Source organism: Streptomyces sp. CB02400 (genome assembly GCF_001905725.1).
In the GTDB taxonomy this organism is placed as follows: domain Bacteria; phylum Actinomycetota; class Actinomycetes; order Streptomycetales; family Streptomycetaceae; genus Streptomyces; species Streptomyces atrovirens.
Genome location: NZ_LIWB01000001.1, coordinates 305,998 through 321,100, shown reverse-complemented (window position 1 = coordinate 321,100; position 15,103 = coordinate 305,998). Strand labels below are relative to the sequence as shown.

At 71.4% G+C, this 15,103-nt stretch carries 11 protein-coding genes and 2 pseudogenes; 7 read left to right on the top strand and 6 right to left on the bottom strand.

Annotation, left to right across the window (positions count from 1 at the left end; all coding sequences use genetic code 11):
• Positions 1-5 precede the first annotated feature (5 nt).
• The 4 genes from AMK33_RS01300 to AMK33_RS01285 all read right to left on the bottom strand — a co-directional run bounded on the left by AMK33_RS01300 (position 6) and on the right by AMK33_RS01285 (position 4,688).
• Complete coding sequence (locus AMK33_RS01300) at positions 6-1,496, bottom strand: glycoside hydrolase family 3 protein (RefSeq protein ID WP_073930794.1); 1,491 nt, start codon at positions 1,494-1,496, stop codon at positions 6-8.
• Positions 1,497-1,505: 9 nt separating this feature from the next.
• Positions 1,506-2,336 (bottom strand): carbohydrate ABC transporter permease, encoded by an 831-nt coding sequence (locus AMK33_RS01295; RefSeq protein ID WP_073930793.1) that lies wholly within the window; start codon positions 2,334-2,336, stop codon positions 1,506-1,508.
• On the bottom strand, positions 2,333-3,319 hold the full coding sequence (locus tag AMK33_RS01290) for a carbohydrate ABC transporter permease (RefSeq protein ID WP_073930792.1): 987 nt from the start codon (positions 3,317-3,319) through the stop codon (positions 2,333-2,335). Before AMK33_RS01290 ends, AMK33_RS01295 begins: the two co-directional genes overlap by 4 nt.
• Positions 3,320-3,407: 88 nt before the next feature.
• Complete coding sequence (locus AMK33_RS01285) at positions 3,408-4,688, bottom strand: extracellular solute-binding protein (protein WP_073930791.1); 1,281 nt, start codon at positions 4,686-4,688, stop codon at positions 3,408-3,410.
• 371 nt (positions 4,689-5,059) lie between these two features.
• On the opposite strand from AMK33_RS01285, the gene AMK33_RS01280 reads away from it, so the two are divergent.
• From AMK33_RS01280 to AMK33_RS01255, 7 genes and pseudogenes are all read left to right on the top strand, one after another.
• The gene (locus tag AMK33_RS01280; RefSeq protein ID WP_073930790.1) at positions 5,060-5,824 is read left to right on the top strand and encodes a GntR family transcriptional regulator; all 765 of its coding nucleotides are present in this window, start codon (positions 5,060-5,062) and stop codon (positions 5,822-5,824) included.
• Between the two features lie 171 nt (positions 5,825-5,995).
• On the top strand, positions 5,996-7,519 hold the full coding sequence (locus AMK33_RS01275) for a glycoside hydrolase family 3 protein (protein WP_073930789.1): 1,524 nt from the start codon (positions 5,996-5,998) through the stop codon (positions 7,517-7,519).
• Between the two features lie 89 nt (positions 7,520-7,608).
• On the top strand, positions 7,609-8,634 hold the full coding sequence (locus AMK33_RS01270; RefSeq protein ID WP_073930788.1) for a phytanoyl-CoA dioxygenase family protein: 1,026 nt from the start codon (positions 7,609-7,611) through the stop codon (positions 8,632-8,634).
• Entirely contained in the window at positions 8,631-9,947 is a 1,317-nt protein-coding gene (locus AMK33_RS01265; RefSeq protein ID WP_383463578.1) for a DUF6271 family protein, read from the top strand. Before AMK33_RS01270 ends, AMK33_RS01265 begins: the two co-directional genes overlap by 4 nt.
• Positions 9,944-11,116 (top strand): annotated as a pseudogene (locus AMK33_RS01260) (type III PLP-dependent enzyme); the annotation flags it as partial. The gene AMK33_RS01265 and the pseudogene AMK33_RS01260, both read left to right, overlap by 4 nt.
• Positions 11,111-11,650, top strand: a complete 540-nt coding sequence (locus AMK33_RS43495; RefSeq protein WP_235617972.1) for a GNAT family N-acetyltransferase — start codon at positions 11,111-11,113, stop codon at positions 11,648-11,650. The pseudogene AMK33_RS01260 and the gene AMK33_RS43495, both read left to right, overlap by 6 nt.
• A 5-nt stretch (positions 11,651-11,655) precedes the next feature.
• Positions 11,656-12,855, top strand: a complete 1,200-nt coding sequence (locus AMK33_RS01255) for an MFS transporter (RefSeq protein WP_073930787.1) — start codon at positions 11,656-11,658, stop codon at positions 12,853-12,855.
• A gap of 53 nt (positions 12,856-12,908) precedes the next feature.
• On the opposite strand, the pseudogene AMK33_RS01250 reads toward AMK33_RS01255, so the two are convergent.
• Both AMK33_RS01250 and AMK33_RS01245 read right to left on the bottom strand, forming a co-directional pair.
• Positions 12,909-13,550: pseudogene (locus AMK33_RS01250) on the bottom strand (superoxide dismutase).
• Between the two features lie 70 nt (positions 13,551-13,620).
• On the bottom strand, positions 13,621-15,039 hold the full coding sequence (locus tag AMK33_RS01245) for an Nramp family divalent metal transporter (protein ID WP_073930786.1): 1,419 nt from the start codon (positions 15,037-15,039) through the stop codon (positions 13,621-13,623).
• Positions 15,040-15,103 lie beyond the last annotated feature (64 nt).

Below are 15,103 nucleotides of genomic sequence, written 5' to 3'. Positions count from 1 at the left end.
GCGGGTCAGCCCGCCAGGACCGCCTCCGCCGCCGCCACACCGCAGACGCGGGCCGCGCCGTGGGTGGCGATGTGCGTCGCGCCGCGCGGCGGCGACTGCGGTACGCCCATCTCCACGACCACGGTGGACGGGTCGGCGGCGAGCAGGGTGTCCAGGGCCGTGCGCATCCACGGGTGCCGGTGCTCGTCGCGGACCACGGCGACGACGCGCCGGCCGGCCGCCGCCTTCAGCGCCTGCTCGCCGGCGTCGGGGCCGGTGAAGCCGCCGGTGGTGGTGCCGGGCAGCAGCCGTTCCAGCTCCGCGCCGACGCCCCACGGCGTCTCGTCGCCCACGGCGATGTTCGGGACCGGGTTGAAGGTGGCCACGTACACCGGCCCGGTGACCGGCGCCGAGCCGCCCGCACGGGTGACGGTGACCGCGCGGCGGGCCGCCGTGAGGCCGATCTCCGGCTCGGGTCCGACGGCCGCGGCCGGGGAGCGCCGTACGCCCGCGGTCCAGTCGGCCAGGGCGCGCACCCGGGCGGCGGCGTCGGCGAGCCGCTCCTCCGGGAGTTCGCCGGAGCGTACGGCGCCCACCAGCGCGTCCTGGAGGCTCTGTACGGTGCCCTCGTCGCACAGCCCGCCGCCCACGCAGATCGCGTCGGCGCCGGCGGCGATGGCCAGGACGACCCCGTGCTCCAGGCCGTACGTGCCGGAGATGGCGCGCATCTCCATGCCGTCGGTGACGATCAGGCCGTCGTAGCCGAGTTCGCCGCGCAGCAGGTCGGTGAGGATGCGGCGGGAGAGCGTGGCCGGGCGGTCGGGGTCGAGGACCGGCACCCGGATGTGGGCGCTCATGACGGCGCGGGTGCCGGCCGCGATCGCCGCCCGGAACGGCTGGAGCTCCCGTTCGTGCAGCGTGGTGGCGTCGAGGTCGATGTGCGGGATCGCGTGGTGGGAGTCGACGCTGGTGTCGCCGTGGCCGGGGAAGTGCTTGGTGCAGGCGGCGACGCCGGTGGACTGCAGGCCCTCGACGTAGGCGGCGGTGTGCCGGGCGACCAGGGCGGTGTCGCCGCCGAAGGAGCGCACGCCGATCACCGGGTTGTCGGGGTTGGCGTTGACGTCGGCGGACGGGGCCCAGTTGAAGTTGACCCCGCACTCGGCGAGCCGACGGCCCAGTTCGCGGGCGACGTCCCGGGTCAGGCCGGTGTCGTCGACCGCGCCGAGTGCGTGGTTGCCGGGGAAGGAGGAGCCGGTGCGGACCTCCAGGCGGGTGACGTCGCCGCTCTCCTCGTCGATGGCGACCAGCAGGTCGTCCCGTTCGGCGCGCAGCTGCGCGGTGAGGGCGGTGACCTGTTCGGCGGTGGTGACGTTGCGGCCGAAGAGGGCGACGGAGGCGAGGCCCTCGGCCAGCCGCCGACGCACCCAGTCGGGCGCGGTGGTGCCGGCGAAGCCCGGCTGCAGTACGGCGAGCGCGTCCCGGGTGAGGGTGTCGGTGCCGGTGGTGGTTGTCGTCATCGGGTGGCGTTATCCCTTCACGGCGCCTGAGGTGAGGCCGCTGACGGCCTTGCGCTGCAGGTAGACGAAGAGGATCAGGATCGGGATGGCGAACAGGGAGGAGGCGGCCATGGTCGCGCCCCAGTCGTCGCCGAAGACGGTCTGGAAGCTGGACAGCCACAGGGGCAGGGTCTGCGCCTCGGCCTCCTTGTTGAGCACCAGCACGAGCGGGAACTCGTTCCAGGCGGTGATGAAGCCGAACATCGAGGTGGACATCAGGCCCGGCGCGAGCAGTGGCAGGATGACCCGGCGGAACGCGGTGAGGCGGCTGCAGCCGTCGACCATCGCCGCCTCCTCCAGCTCCTTCGGCACGGCGGCGACGAAGCCGCGCAGCGTCAGGATGGTGAAGGGCAGGATCATCATCATGTAGAAGGCCGTGAGCGGCACCAGGCTGTTCAGCATGGAGGCGTCCCGCACGATCATGTAGATCGCGATGACCATGACCTCCCAGGGCGCCATCTGGGCGAGCATGAAGCCGATGATGAAGCCGCGCCGCCCCTTGAACCGCATCCGCACCAGGGTGAAGGACGTGACCAGGGCGATGATCAGCGAGAAGACGACCGCGAGGACGGTGACGATCAGCGAGTTGCCGACGAAGGTCCAGAAGTTGTCGACGCCGATCGCGGTCTTGAAGTGCTCGAAGGTGACGTCGGTCGGGAACCAGACCGGGTTCTCCGAGATGATGTCGCCGGTCGGTTTGAACGCCGTGGCGAACATCCAGTACACGGGGAAGACGAAGCCGATGAACAGGACGACGGCCGTGACGTTGGGCCACAGGCGGCCGAAGAGCGAGCGCTTCACAGCTCGTCCTCCTCTTGCTTGAGCACGATCCTGAGGTAGTAGGCGGTCAGGCCGAGCAGGATCAGGATGGTCAGGACGGCGATCGCCGCGCCCATGCCGTAGTGCTGGTTGCCGACGCCCTCGACGTAGGCGTAGACGGGCAGGATCTCGGTGAGCCGGTCGGGGCCGCCGCCGTTGAAGGTGAAGACCTGGACGAACGCCTTGAAGACCCAGATGATCTCCAGGAACGTCGTGGCGTAGAGGAACGGCCGCAGGAACGGCATGGTGACCGTGGTGAAGCTCCGCCAGGCGCCGGCGCCGTCGAGGGACGCGGCCTCGTAGAGCTCCTTCGGGATGGTGGTGGTCGCCGCGTAGAGGTTGATCGCGACGAACGGGATGGACATCCACACGATCAGCAGGGTGACGACGAAGAACGTCGACATCTGGCTGCTGGTCCAGCTGTAGTCGGCCATGGAGTGCCAGCCGAGCTTGTCCAGGACCCAGTTGACGACGCCGAAGCGCTGGGCGAACAGCCACTGGTAGACGGTGGTGGCGGCCACGACGGGCATCGCCCAGGCGAGCACCAGGCCGAGCAGCAGGGTGAACCGCATCCGCTTGCCGAGGCGGGCGAGCAGCAGGCCGGTCAGCGTGCCCAGGATCATGATCAGGACAACGTTGGCCGCCGTGAACAGGATCGAACGGAGGGTGACCCGCCAGAAGTCCTCGCCGGTGAGGACCTCCTTGTAGTTGTCGACGCCGTTCCACTCGGTGACGTGCTGGATCAGCTGCGCCATGTTGAGGTTCTGGAAGGACAGCAGCAGGTCCTTCAGCAGCGGCCAGCCGAGCAGCAGCACGGTGGCCGCGACGGCGGGCAGCAGCAACAGGTACGGGGCGAGCGCGCCGGCGCGCGACGCGGCTCTCGGTTTCTGCCTGCCGGGCCCTGTGTCGTCCGCCTTGCGGACGTCCGCCGGGCCGGAGGGCGGCCGTTCGGTCTGCACGGTCATGCTCGCGATCTCTCTTCTCGACGTACTCGACGCCGGGGCGGGGGCCGGCGAGTGGCCGGCCCCCGCCCCCATCCGTGCGCTCGCGCGCCTACTGCTGCTGCGCCAGGCGCTTGTTGAACTCGCCCTCGACCTGCTTGGCGGCCTCGGCCGGGGACTTTCCGTTCAGGACGGCGGTCAGGTACGTCTTGATCGGGTTGGGGTCGTTCTCGACGGCGGCCCACTCGGGGATCAGCGGCGTGGTGCCACCGACGGCGGCGGCCGGCGCGGCGGCCTCGGCGGGGGCGTTGCCCTCGAGGTTGCCCAGCAGCGACTCCTTGTTGGGGATGACGCCGTTGGCCTTGGCGAGCGCGCCCTCGAACTTGTCGGAGAGGGCGATCTTCAGGAACTCCTTGGCGAGTTCCTGCTTCTTGCTGCCCGCGGCGACGGCGAGGTTGGAGCCGCCGAGGAAGACGCCCTCGGGCTTGTCGGCCGTGGCGCCGGGGATGGTGAAGTAGCCGAGGTCCTGCTCGATCTTCGGGTTGGCCTTGATCGCGCTGGCGCCCTCCCAGCCCATGCCGATGAACGCGCCGGTCTTGCCCTTGGCGAAGACCTCGCCCTGCTGCGGGGTGGCCTCGTCCTTGTCCTTGGGCGCCCTGGACAGGGCCTGGAACTTCTTGTAGGTCTCCGTGGCGGCGGCGACCTTCGGGTCGTCGAGGTTGGAGACGTACTTGTCGCCGTCCTTCTTGACCAGCTCGCCGCCCTCGCCGATCACCAGGCCGACGAAGTGGTACCAGTTCTGGCCCGGCAGGTAGATCGGCTCGGCGTCGGTCTTCTCACCGATCGTCTTGAGGGCGTCGTAGAACTCGTCGCGGGTCTTCGGGGTGTCCTTCAGCCCCGCGTCCGCCCAGACCTTCTTGTTGTAGACGACGACGCGGTTGACGACGAACCACGGCGCGGCGTACTGCTTGCCCTCGAAGACGGACGACTTGTTGAGGGACTCGGACCAGTCGGCGCCGATCTCGGACTTGAGGTCGCCCAGGTCGGCGAGGCCGCCGGTCTTGGCGTAGGCCGGGGTCTGGGTGTTGCCGATCTCGAAGACGTCCGGCGGGTTCTCCTCGGACAGGGCGGTGGTCAGCTTCTGCTGGATGCCGTTCCACTGCTGGTTCTCGAACTTGACCTTGGCCTTGGTCTTCGCCTCGAATTCCTTGGCGAGGTCCGCCTGCCAGTCGTCGGGCGAGGAGCCGTCCATCACCCACACGGTGAGCGTCTCGCCCGCGTAACCGTCAGCGCCGGCCTTCTTGTCGTCGCTACCGCCGTCATCGCCACCGCACGCCGCGACGGAGAACAGCATGCCCGCGACCCCGATCGCGGCTATCAGCTTGCGCTTCACGCGCCACCCCTCCTCAGGAATGCCTTACTCACCCACGCCCTCGGCGGTGACCCCCACAGTGGCGCAACAGCTCGGCGGGCTGGGACCCGGCTTCCTCTAAATGGTTTAGACCAGCAAGGGGAGCTTGGCCTAGACCTATGGCTCTGTCAAGGGTCGTGAACTCACGCCTGGATAACGGCTTCGACACCCCTGGCGGGGCGCAGAACTCCACCCAAAGAGGGACGGGTTGAAGCTTGGACTAGACCAAAGCGAGAACGCACGGTTATAACGGGGTCGCCGAGCGTGCGGCGCCGAACCCGGCCGTCCGCCGACGTGCACCGCGGCCGGCACCTGCCGTCCGCGCGCCGGACACCGCAGCCGGAAGGCAGGTCATGAGCACGGACGTCAGCAGCGCCCAGGCCGATACGGGGGCGCCGGGCCGTATCGGGCGCGTACCGAAGTACTACCGCATCAAGCAGCGGTTACTGCAGATGACCGACGAGCGCGCCCCGGGCGCCCCGATGCCGGCCGAGCGCCTGCTCGCCGTCGAGTTCCGCACCTCCCGCACCACGATCCGCAAGGCCCTGCTGGAGCTGGTCAGCGAGGGCCGGCTCGACCGGATCCAGGGCAAGGGCACGTTCGTCGCCCGCCCGAAGGTCTACCGGACGCTCCAGCTCACCTCGTACACCGAGGACATGCGGGCGCAGGGGCTCAGCCCCACCTCGCAGGTGCTGGACATCGGGTACATCGCCGCCGACGCGGAGCTGGCGGCCCTGCTGGAGGTGGATCCGGGGGACAGGGTGCTGCGCATCGAGCGGCTGCGGCTGGCCGGCGGGGAGCCCATGGCGATCGAGGCGACCCATCTGTCCGACCGGCGCTTCCCCCGTCTGCGCCGCAACCTGTCCCGCTACACCTCGCTCTACACCACCCTCGCCGAGGTGTACGGGGTACGGCCGGCGGAGGCCGACGAGACCATCGAGACCTCCCCGGCGACACCGCGGGAGGCGGGGCTGCTCGCCACGGACGTGGGCCTGCCGATGCTGCTGCTGTCCCGCCACTCGCGGGACGAGACGGGAACGCCGGTCGAGTGGGTCCGCTCGGTGTACCGGGGCTCGCGCTACAAGTTCACGGCGACGCTGACGCGCCCGGGGCCCTGACCGGGCGGTTCATTTCCAACACGGCCTGTTCCCAAGGGTGTTCGGCCGCCGCACCGAAAGGGCATTCCTTGACAGGGCCCAATGGTCCAGTCCAATATCCCAATGGTCTGAACCAGTCGTGGCGCGTTCCTCCCGCAACCGCCGCGTGCACAACCTTGCACGGAGGCCCGCATGACCGAGAGCAGCCACCCGCGACTGCTGCGGTGGGCGCACTCCGTGCTCCAGCCGGGCTTCGAGGGGACGACGGTGCCGGACTGGGTGCGCCGCCGGATCTCCGAGGGGCTCGCCTCGGTCGTCCTGTTCGGCCGGAACATCCACGGCCCCGAGCAGGTGGCGGGGCTCACCACCGCCCTGTACGCCGAGAACCCCGGCCTCGTCGTCGCCGTCGACGAGGAGGCGGGCGACGTCACCCGGCTCGAAGCCCGCACCGGGGCGTCCCGGCCGGGCAACCTGGCGCTCGGCACACTCGACGACATCGATGTCACCGAGCAGGTGGCCCGGGACGTCGGCCGGGAACTGAACGGCCTCGGCATCACCCTGAACTACGCGCCGAGCGCCGACGTGAACACCAATCCGCTGAATCCGGTCATCGGGGTGCGTTCCTTCGGGGCGCGCCCCGATGTCGTCTCCCGGCACGCCGCCGCGTGGGTGCGGGGGCTGCAGTCGGCGGGGGTCGCCGCGTGCGCCAAGCACTTCCCGGGCCACGGCGACACCGTGGTCGACTCCCATCTCGGGCTGCCGCAGGTCTCGGCCGACGCCGGGACCCTCGCGCTGACCGCGCTGCCGCCGTTCATCGCCGCGATGGACGCGGGCGTGCGGGCCGTGATGACCGCGCATCTGCTCGTGCCCGCCTACGACGACCGGTGGCCGGCGACCCTGAGCCGCCCCGTCGTCGGCGACCTGCTGCGCGGCGAACTCGGCTTCACCGGGCTGGTCGTGACCGACGCCGTCGAGATGGGCGCCGTGGCCGACCGCTACGGCGTGCCGGGCGCCGCCGTCCGGGCCGTCGCCGCCGGCGCGGACGCGGTCTGCGTCGGCGGCGGGACCGCCGCCGAGGAGACCACCACGCGGCTGGCCGACGCCCTGGTGAACGCCGTACTGGACGGCCGGCTGCCGGAGCGGCGGCTCGCCGAGGCGGCGGGCCGGGTCCGGGAGTTCGCCGAGTGGACGGGCGCGCTGCGGCGCGGCGCCTTCGTCTCCACCGGCACCCCCGGCATCGGGCTGGCGGCGGCCCGGCGGGCCGTCCGCATCCATCACAAGCCCGACCGCGGCACCGGGTTCCCGCTCGTGGGCATCCCCCACGTGGTGGAGCTCTCCCCCGCCACCACCCCCGCCATCGACCCCGGAACCCCGTGGGGCGTGGCGGAACCGCTGAGGGCGCTGTGCCCGGGCACCACGTCCGTCCGGCTCGGCGAGGACCAGCTCCAGGGTGGCGACGAGGTGCTGGACCGGCTGGCCCTGCGGCCGGCGGCCGGCCGGCCGCTGGTCGTGGTCGTCCGGGACGCCGCCCGCTACGGCTGGATGACCCGCGCGCTCGCCGGCCTGGTACGCCGACGGCCCGACGCCCTCGTCGTCGAGATGGGCGTTCCCGCGGGTGAGCGTCCCGGGGCGGTGTACCTGGCGACGCACGGCGCGACGCGCGTGTCGGGCATCGCCGCGGCCGAGGTCCTCATGGGCCGCACCGGGCCGTCGTAGCGACGGCCGACCGACCACCGAACCCCTCTTCCCTTCCTTCTCCCCTTCTGTCCGCATGCCGTGAGTGATCCCGATCTCCGGAGTACCGCATGACGACGCACCACCGTTTCTTACACCGAGCCCCCTCCGGGCGCCCCTACTTCAGCGCCGACGGCGAGACCTACCTCGCCGGGACGCAGCTGCGGCACCTGACCAAGGACCTGCCGCTGCGGGTGCTCTCGGAGGAACAGTTCGCGTCCTGGCAGAACCACGGTCACGTGGTGGTGCCGGAGGCGATCTCCCCCGACGCCGCCAAGCTGCTGCTGGAGTTCGCCTGGGAGTTCCAGGGCCTCGACCCGCAGCGCCCCGAGACCTGGTACCAGGAGCGCGCCTTCCGCTCTGACCTCGACCGTGACCTGTTCGTCTACGGCTTCGTCGAGGCGTACCAGCACCAGCTCATCTGGGACAGCCGGCAGGCGCGGCGGGTGTACGACGCGTTCGTGGACGTGTGGGACTGCGAGGAGCTGTGGGTCACCCTGGACCGGCTCAACCTCAACCCGCCCAATGTGCGGAACCGTTCGCGTTCCCTCATCGACCCCACGGACGAGGGGTTCGACATCGAGCTGCACTGGGACGTGGACACCACGGCGAGCGTGCCGCCGCAGCGGGTGCAGGGCATCATCGCGCTCACCGACACGGAACCGGACCAGGGCGGCTTCCAGTGCTCCCCGGAGCTCTTCCGCCGGTTCGAGGAGTGGAAGGTCGCACAGCCCGCCGACCGGGACCCGATCCGTCCGGGCGCCGACCGCACCGAATTCCCCGTCGTACGGCCCCAGCTCAAGGCCGGTGATCTGCTGATCTTCAACGGGATGCTGGCGCACGGCGTGGCGCCCAACACCTCGGCCGACGGGGTGCGCGCGGTGCAGTACCTGTCGATGATGCCCGCCCTGGAGGAGCACGAGGAGCTGCGCCGCTCACGGGTGGAGTCCTGGCGCACGCTCAGCACCCCGGAGTGGAACGCGACCCTGCTCGGCGACGCCGTGAAGCACGAGTCCCTGCGCTACGGGCCCGCCGAACTCAACGTCCTGGGACGGAAGTTGCTGGGGCTGGACTCCTGGCACGAGTCGACGCGATGAGCGAGGAAGCCGACATGCACCGGATATGCCTGAGCCTCCCCACCGACCGGGAGTGCTCCGCGACCATCACCGCCATCGGCGGGGAAGCCTCGTACGCCGCCCGGAACTTCGACGTCGAGGTGCACCTGCTGATCCTCGACTCCTCCGACGGACAGACCCGCGAAGCCCATGCCCGTACGGTCGCCGCGCTCCCCGGGACCGCGGGCGTCGTCGTGCACCACCTCGACGAGTCCGCCCAGCGGGACTTCCTGCGGGGCGCCATCGACCGGGCCGCGCTCCCGGAGCCGGAGCGGATCCTCGGCCTCATGCTCCCGGACGCGCTCTCGTACGGCGCCTGCACCAACCGGGCGTTCCTGGTCGCGGCGGCGCTGGGCTGCCGTTCGCTGCACCGGCGCGACTCCGACTGCAGTTACCAGGTCTTCGACGGCGAGCCCGTCCATCCGATCCACCACGAGCTGACCTCCCTGGGCAAGCGCGCCCGTGACGCCTTCGCCGGCGTGTCGGAGGTGACGCTCGACCCCGCGCTCGCCGACCGGCCCGTCTCCATGGTGGGCGCCTCCTTCATCGGGGAGCTCTCCGTCGACATCGGCGGGATACGGGAGCTCGACAAGGAGGTGTACGACGAGGTCGTCGGCCTGTGGGCGCCCGGCCACTGGTCCGCCGAGCAGAAGCGGGAGCTGGCCGAGGAGTCCTTCAAGGGCGCCGGGATGCTGCCCTTCACGGGCGACCACTCGACGCTGACGCTGGTCGACCCGATGCGCGTCGACATGTCCAACATCGCCTTCGACCGGGACGTGTACGAGCGGCTGCCGCTGCCGCCGGCCACCGCGACCATCGGCAGTGACTACTTCCTCATCCACGCCGTGTACGACGCCGCGCTGCCCGGTGTCCTGCACAACCGGCACATCGAGAACTACTACACCGGGGAGCGCCGCACCCACGCCGGCTTCCTGGCGTACCAGACACGGTTCGTGAAGTTCCTGCTGTCCATGCTGTACCTGCACCACGTCTACGAGCGGATGGCCGAAGCGGGCGACGCGCTGCTGGACGACGGCGGGCGGCTCGACCCGGCGCCGTTCGCCGCGTTCCTCACCGAGAGCGTGCGGCTGGACCGTACGGAGAACGAGCGGCGGCTGGACACGGTCGCGGCGGCGTACGGGCGACTGGGCGGGAAGTACGCCGAGTTCGCGCGCGGCATGACGGCCGACCGGGAGCGGCTGCTGGACGAGGCCGCGCTGGACACCGAGGACTTCGTGGTGCTGATCGGCGCCTGGGAGGCCCTCGTGCACGCGAGCCGGGGCGCGCTCCGGTGACCGCGGCCCTGCGTGCCGCCCTCGCGGCCGCCACCGAGGACGCGCTCGTCTACGACCTGGGCGGGATCGCCGCCCGGTACGGCGCGCTGACCGCGGAACTGCCCGGCGTGGACGTGCGGTTCGCGATGAAGGCGTGTCCCGTGGAGGAGGTCCTGGCCTGTCTGGCCGGCCGGGGCGCCGGTTTCGACGCGGCGAGCCCCCGGGAGATCGTCCGGGCGCTGGCGACGGGCGTGCCCGCGCACCGGGTCCACTACGGCAACACCGTCAAGTCCGACCGGGACATCGCTCGGGCGTACCGGCTCGGTGTGCGGGACTTCGCCACGGACAGCGTGGAGGACGTGGCGGCACTGGCCGAACACGCGCCGGGTGCCCGGGTGTTCTGCCGGCTGGCGACCAGCGGTGAGGGTGCGCTGTGGGGGCTGAGCCGGAAGTTCGGGTGCTCGGCGGACGACGCCGTACGGGTGCTGGCGGCGGCGCGGGACGCGGGTCTGGTCCCCGCCGGTCTCTCGGTGCACGTCGGGTCGCAGCAGATGACCGCCGAGGCGTGGCAGCAGGCGTTCGCGGCCCTCGCCGAGGTGCTCGCGGCGCTGCACGGCCGCGGGATCGTGCCGGACCACGTCAACCTCGGCGGCGGTCTGCCGGCGCTCGGCTACGCCGACCGCCGGGGTGAACGGCTCGACCCCCCGCTGGACAAGATCCTCGCCGTGCTCCGCGAGGGCATGGAGCGGCTGACGTCCCTCTCCCCCCGCCCCCTGGCCTTCGTCATCGAGCCGGGACGCCATCTGGTGGCCGACCACGGAGCGGTCCGGGCCCATGTCTCCCGGCTGACGTCCCGCCGCGGGCCGGACGGGGAACGGGAGCACTGGCTGTACCTGAGCTGCGGGAAGTTCAACGGCCTGTACGAGATGGACCAGGTGCGGTACCCGCTCGTCTTCCCGTCCCACCCGTCCCACCCGGACGGGGCCGACGCGGACCTGGTGCCGGTCGTGGTCGCGGGTCCCACCTGCGACAGTGACGACGCCTACGCCCACGAGCACCGCCGGGTGCGGGTGCCGAGGGCGGTCGCGTCGGGCGACCCGGTCTGGGTGCTGTCGGCGGGCGCGTACGCCGCCAGCTACATGACCGAGGGCTTCAACGGCTTCGGCCCGCTCCCCCGCGTCTGCGTGGGCGGTGACACCCCGGAGGTGCGCGTACGCGCGATCGCCGAGGACGACTGGCCGCGGATCGCCGCGCTGGAGGCCGAGGTGTACGCGCCGGCCTCGCTGTCGGAGGGCGCCGAGGCGCTCCGCTCCCGGGGCCGGGCCGCCCCGGCGACCTGCTTCGTCCTGGAGACCGGTGACCGTGTCGCCGGCTATGTGCTCGCCCTGCCCTACCCACGATTCCGGTATCCGGACCTGACCCGGCCGGAGGAGCGGGCGTACGACTCCCGCAATCTGCATCTGCACGACCTCGTGATCGCGGACGACCTGCGCGGCAGGGGGCTGGGCAGCAGACTGCTGCGGCACCTCACGGCGGTCGCGCGGCGGTCGTCGTACGAACGGATCTCGCTGGTCGCCGTCGGCGGGACGGGGGGCTTCTGGGCCGGTCACGGTTACCGGCCCGAGCCGGGGGCCGAGCTCCACGGGAGTTACGGCGACGGCGCCGTCTACATGTCCTGCCCGGTCCAGTACGACCGCTCCGGCGGCCCGGAAGAGGGGTCCTGACGTCCATGCTGCCCACCCTCGGCGATTTCCGCCGTGACCAACTGGCGATCGCCGCCCTGTTCTCCTTCCTCGGTTTCCAGTACGCCACCTGGGCCTCCCGGCTGCCCGCCCTCAAGGACCGCTTCGACCTGGGCGGGACGGAGGTGGGTCTGCTGCTGATGGCCGCCGGGGTCGGGGCGGCGGTGTCCTTCCCGCTGGTCGCGCCGCTGATGCGGCGGCTGGGCGCCCGGCGGCTGGCGCTCTGGTCCGCGCTGGCCCTGGTGGCGGTGCTGCCCGTGCTGGCCGCAGTCGGCAGTTATCCGCTCGCCCTGCTGGTGATCCTCCTCGACGGTATGGCCGTCGGCTGTCTGAACGTCGCCATGAACGCGCAGGGCGCCGCCCTGGAGTCCCACTACGGGCGGGCCGCGATGGCCCAGTTGCACGCGACGTTCAGCGGGGGCTCGCTCGGGGGCGCGCTGCTGGCCTCCGGGGTGAACACCGTGACGCACTCGGTGACCGCGCACTTCGCCGTGGCGGCGGGGCTGGGGGTGCTGCTGCTGGCGGGTTCCAAGCCCCGGGTGCTCACCGACGCGCCCGCTCCCCCGGCTTCCCCGGCCGGGGAGCAGCCGGCCGAGGGCGGGAAGAAGGGTCTGCGGAGCCTGACGGGTGCCTCGCGCACGGCTCTCGTACTGGGCTGCGCCATGGTGTTCGGCACGGTCGTCGAGGGTGCCATGAACGACTGGTCGGCGCTCTATCTGACGGAGGAGACCGGCGCGTCGGGGCGGCTGGCGCCGCTGGGCATCGCCGTCGTCTCGGTGATGATGGTGGTGGCCCGTCTGCTGGGCGACGGCTGGCGCAACCGGTGGGGCGACGCGCGCATGGTGCGGGTGGGCAGCACGATGGCCGGCACCGGTCTCGCCCTCGCGCTGCTGGCCGGCGGCACCTGGCCCGCGCTCGTCGGCTTCGCCTGCGTCGGCCTGGGCATGGCGACGGTGACCCCCTGTCTCTACGTCGCCGCCGCCACGGAGGGACCGGGCGCCCTCGCCCTGGTCGCCGCCATGGGCACCACCGGCCTCCTGGCGGGCCCGGCCCTGATCGGTTTCGTCGCCGGCCACTCGGACCTGACGACCGGCATGGCGGTGGTCGCGGCGTCCGCGGTGCTGGTGGCGGTGTGCTCGGGGTGGGTCCGCTTCAAGGAGCGGGAGGGCGAGCCGGTGCCCCACTGAACGTCGGAGGGCTCCCGCACGGACCGTCCCGTGCGGGAGCCCTCCGACGTGTGTCACGGCGCGAGCGGCGGACTGTCGCCCCGCTCCTTGGCGGCGGTGTGCCGGCGGGCCGCGTCCTGCCAGTCGACCACCTTCCACATCGCCTCGATGAAGTCCACCTTCTGGTTCCTGTACTGCGGGTAGAAGGCGTGCTCCCAGGCGTCGAAGACCAGGATCGGGGTGGAGCCCTGGGCGACGTTGCCCTGGTGGTCGTGGACCTGCTCGACGATCGGCCGGCCGCTCAGCGGCTCGTACGCCAGGACGCCCCAGCCCGAACCCCGGGTGGTGGCCGACGCCTTGGAGAGCTGCGCCTTGAAGCGGTCGAAGGAGCCGAAGGACTCGGCGATGGCGTCGGCCGGTTCGCCCACGCCGTCCTTGTCCAGCGGCTCGCCGCCACCGTCACCGGTCATGTTGTGCCAGTAGATCGAGTGCAGGATGTGCCCGGAGAGGTGGAAGGCCAGGTTCTTCTCCAGGCCGTTGATCGACCCCCAGGTCTCCTTCTCCCGTGCCTCGGCGAGCTGCTCCAGGGTGTCGTTGGCCCCCTTCACTTAGGCCGCGTGGTGCTTGTCGTGGTGCAGCTCGATGGTCTCGGGGCTGATGACCGGGGCGAGTGCCGCGTAGTCGTACGGCAGTTCCGGGAGCGCGTACAGCGCCATGTCCGACGCCCTCCGCCCTTATTGCGACTCGTATACAACTGCATGCTGACAGCAAGAGGTGGTCCGGCGGCTACTCCGGCACGGCTCCGAGCGTCTTCAGGACCCCGTACACGCCGACGCACAGGATCGCGGCGCTGCTGAGGACGAGGGCGGCGGTGAGCCAGGCGTTGGTGCGGAAGCGCTTCGGCACTCCGGTGTGGCGCAGCCGCCAGACGGCGACGACCACGGCGAGCAGGAAGACGCCGCCGCCGATGCCGCCGATCTGCACCATCAGCACCGGCGACTGCATCCAGAGGAAGAAGCAGGTCCACAGCAGCGGCAGGCACCAGGTGAGGATGCGGATGGTGCGGGTGCGGGCGCGGACGTCGCTCCAGTCGAGGACGCCGAGCAGGCCGAGCGTGTTGGTCCACAGCCGGGGCACGGAGGCGGTGGAGCCGATGAGGGTGGAGAAGAGGACGGCGAGCGCGCCGACGAGGAACAGGTACTCGGCCCAGGGGCCCATCGTGTCGGTGTAGATCCGCGAGAGCGTGGTGATCATCTCGTTGCCCTCGGGCACCAGGCCCTGCGGGTGGAGCACGGCCGCGCCGATGACGTAGAAGGAGAGGGTGCACAGCACGCAGACGGCGAGGCCGGTGAGGGCGTCCAGGCGCATCACCTTGATCCAGCCCTCGGCGCGGCGGGCGCGCTCCTCGCTGCCGTCGTCGGGGCCGGTCCAGCGGGCGTAGCCCTTCTCCAGGCACCAGTAGGTGTACGTGGTCATCTCGTCGGCACCGACGCCGGTGATGCCGAAGACGGCGAGCGCGATGCCGACGGTGCCGGCCGGGATCTCGAAGCCGAAGCCGCTGCCCAGTTCGGACGAGCCGTAGCCGAACCCGGTGCCGGGCAGGCCGACCGCGAGGCTGACGGTGACCAGGGTGAAGACGACGACGGAGACGAGACAGGCGCGTTCGACGAGGCTGTACTTGCCGGACTGCAGCAGCAGGATGGCGGCGACCGTGACGACGACGGCCCAGAGCGCCAGGGAGCCCCAGCTCAGTGGTTCGCCGATGACCGGCCACAGCACCGAACAGGCCGCCGCCGTACCGCCGATGATGCCTCCGCGCTGGAACATCTTGGCGAAGTCCATGCCGATCCAGAGCCAGTTGATCCAGCTCAGCCGGCCGATGCGGGGGCCGACCTCGCGGTAACCCTCAAGGGCGGTGCGCCCGTTGAGGATGGTCCACTGGGCCAGCTCCATCTGGACCCAGACCTTGACCGCGGTCGAGACGATCACCAGCCACAGCAGCGCGAATCCGGCCTCGGCGCCGAGCGCGGTGGTGGTGATCAGCTCTCCGGAGCCGACCACGGCGGCCGACAGCACGAAGCCGGGGCCGAGATGGCGGATCCGGTCACGGAAGGCGGTGGGTGCCGGGCGGGCGTCCTCGGGGCGCAGGGCGTACGGATCGGCCTGCGCGTGCTCCGCCGCTGGGGCGGTGGCGGTGGTCGACATGGCGGTGTTCCTTTGCTGTTTCCGGCGCCGTCGCCGGAGCGGAAGGCAAACAGGGCGGGTAAGG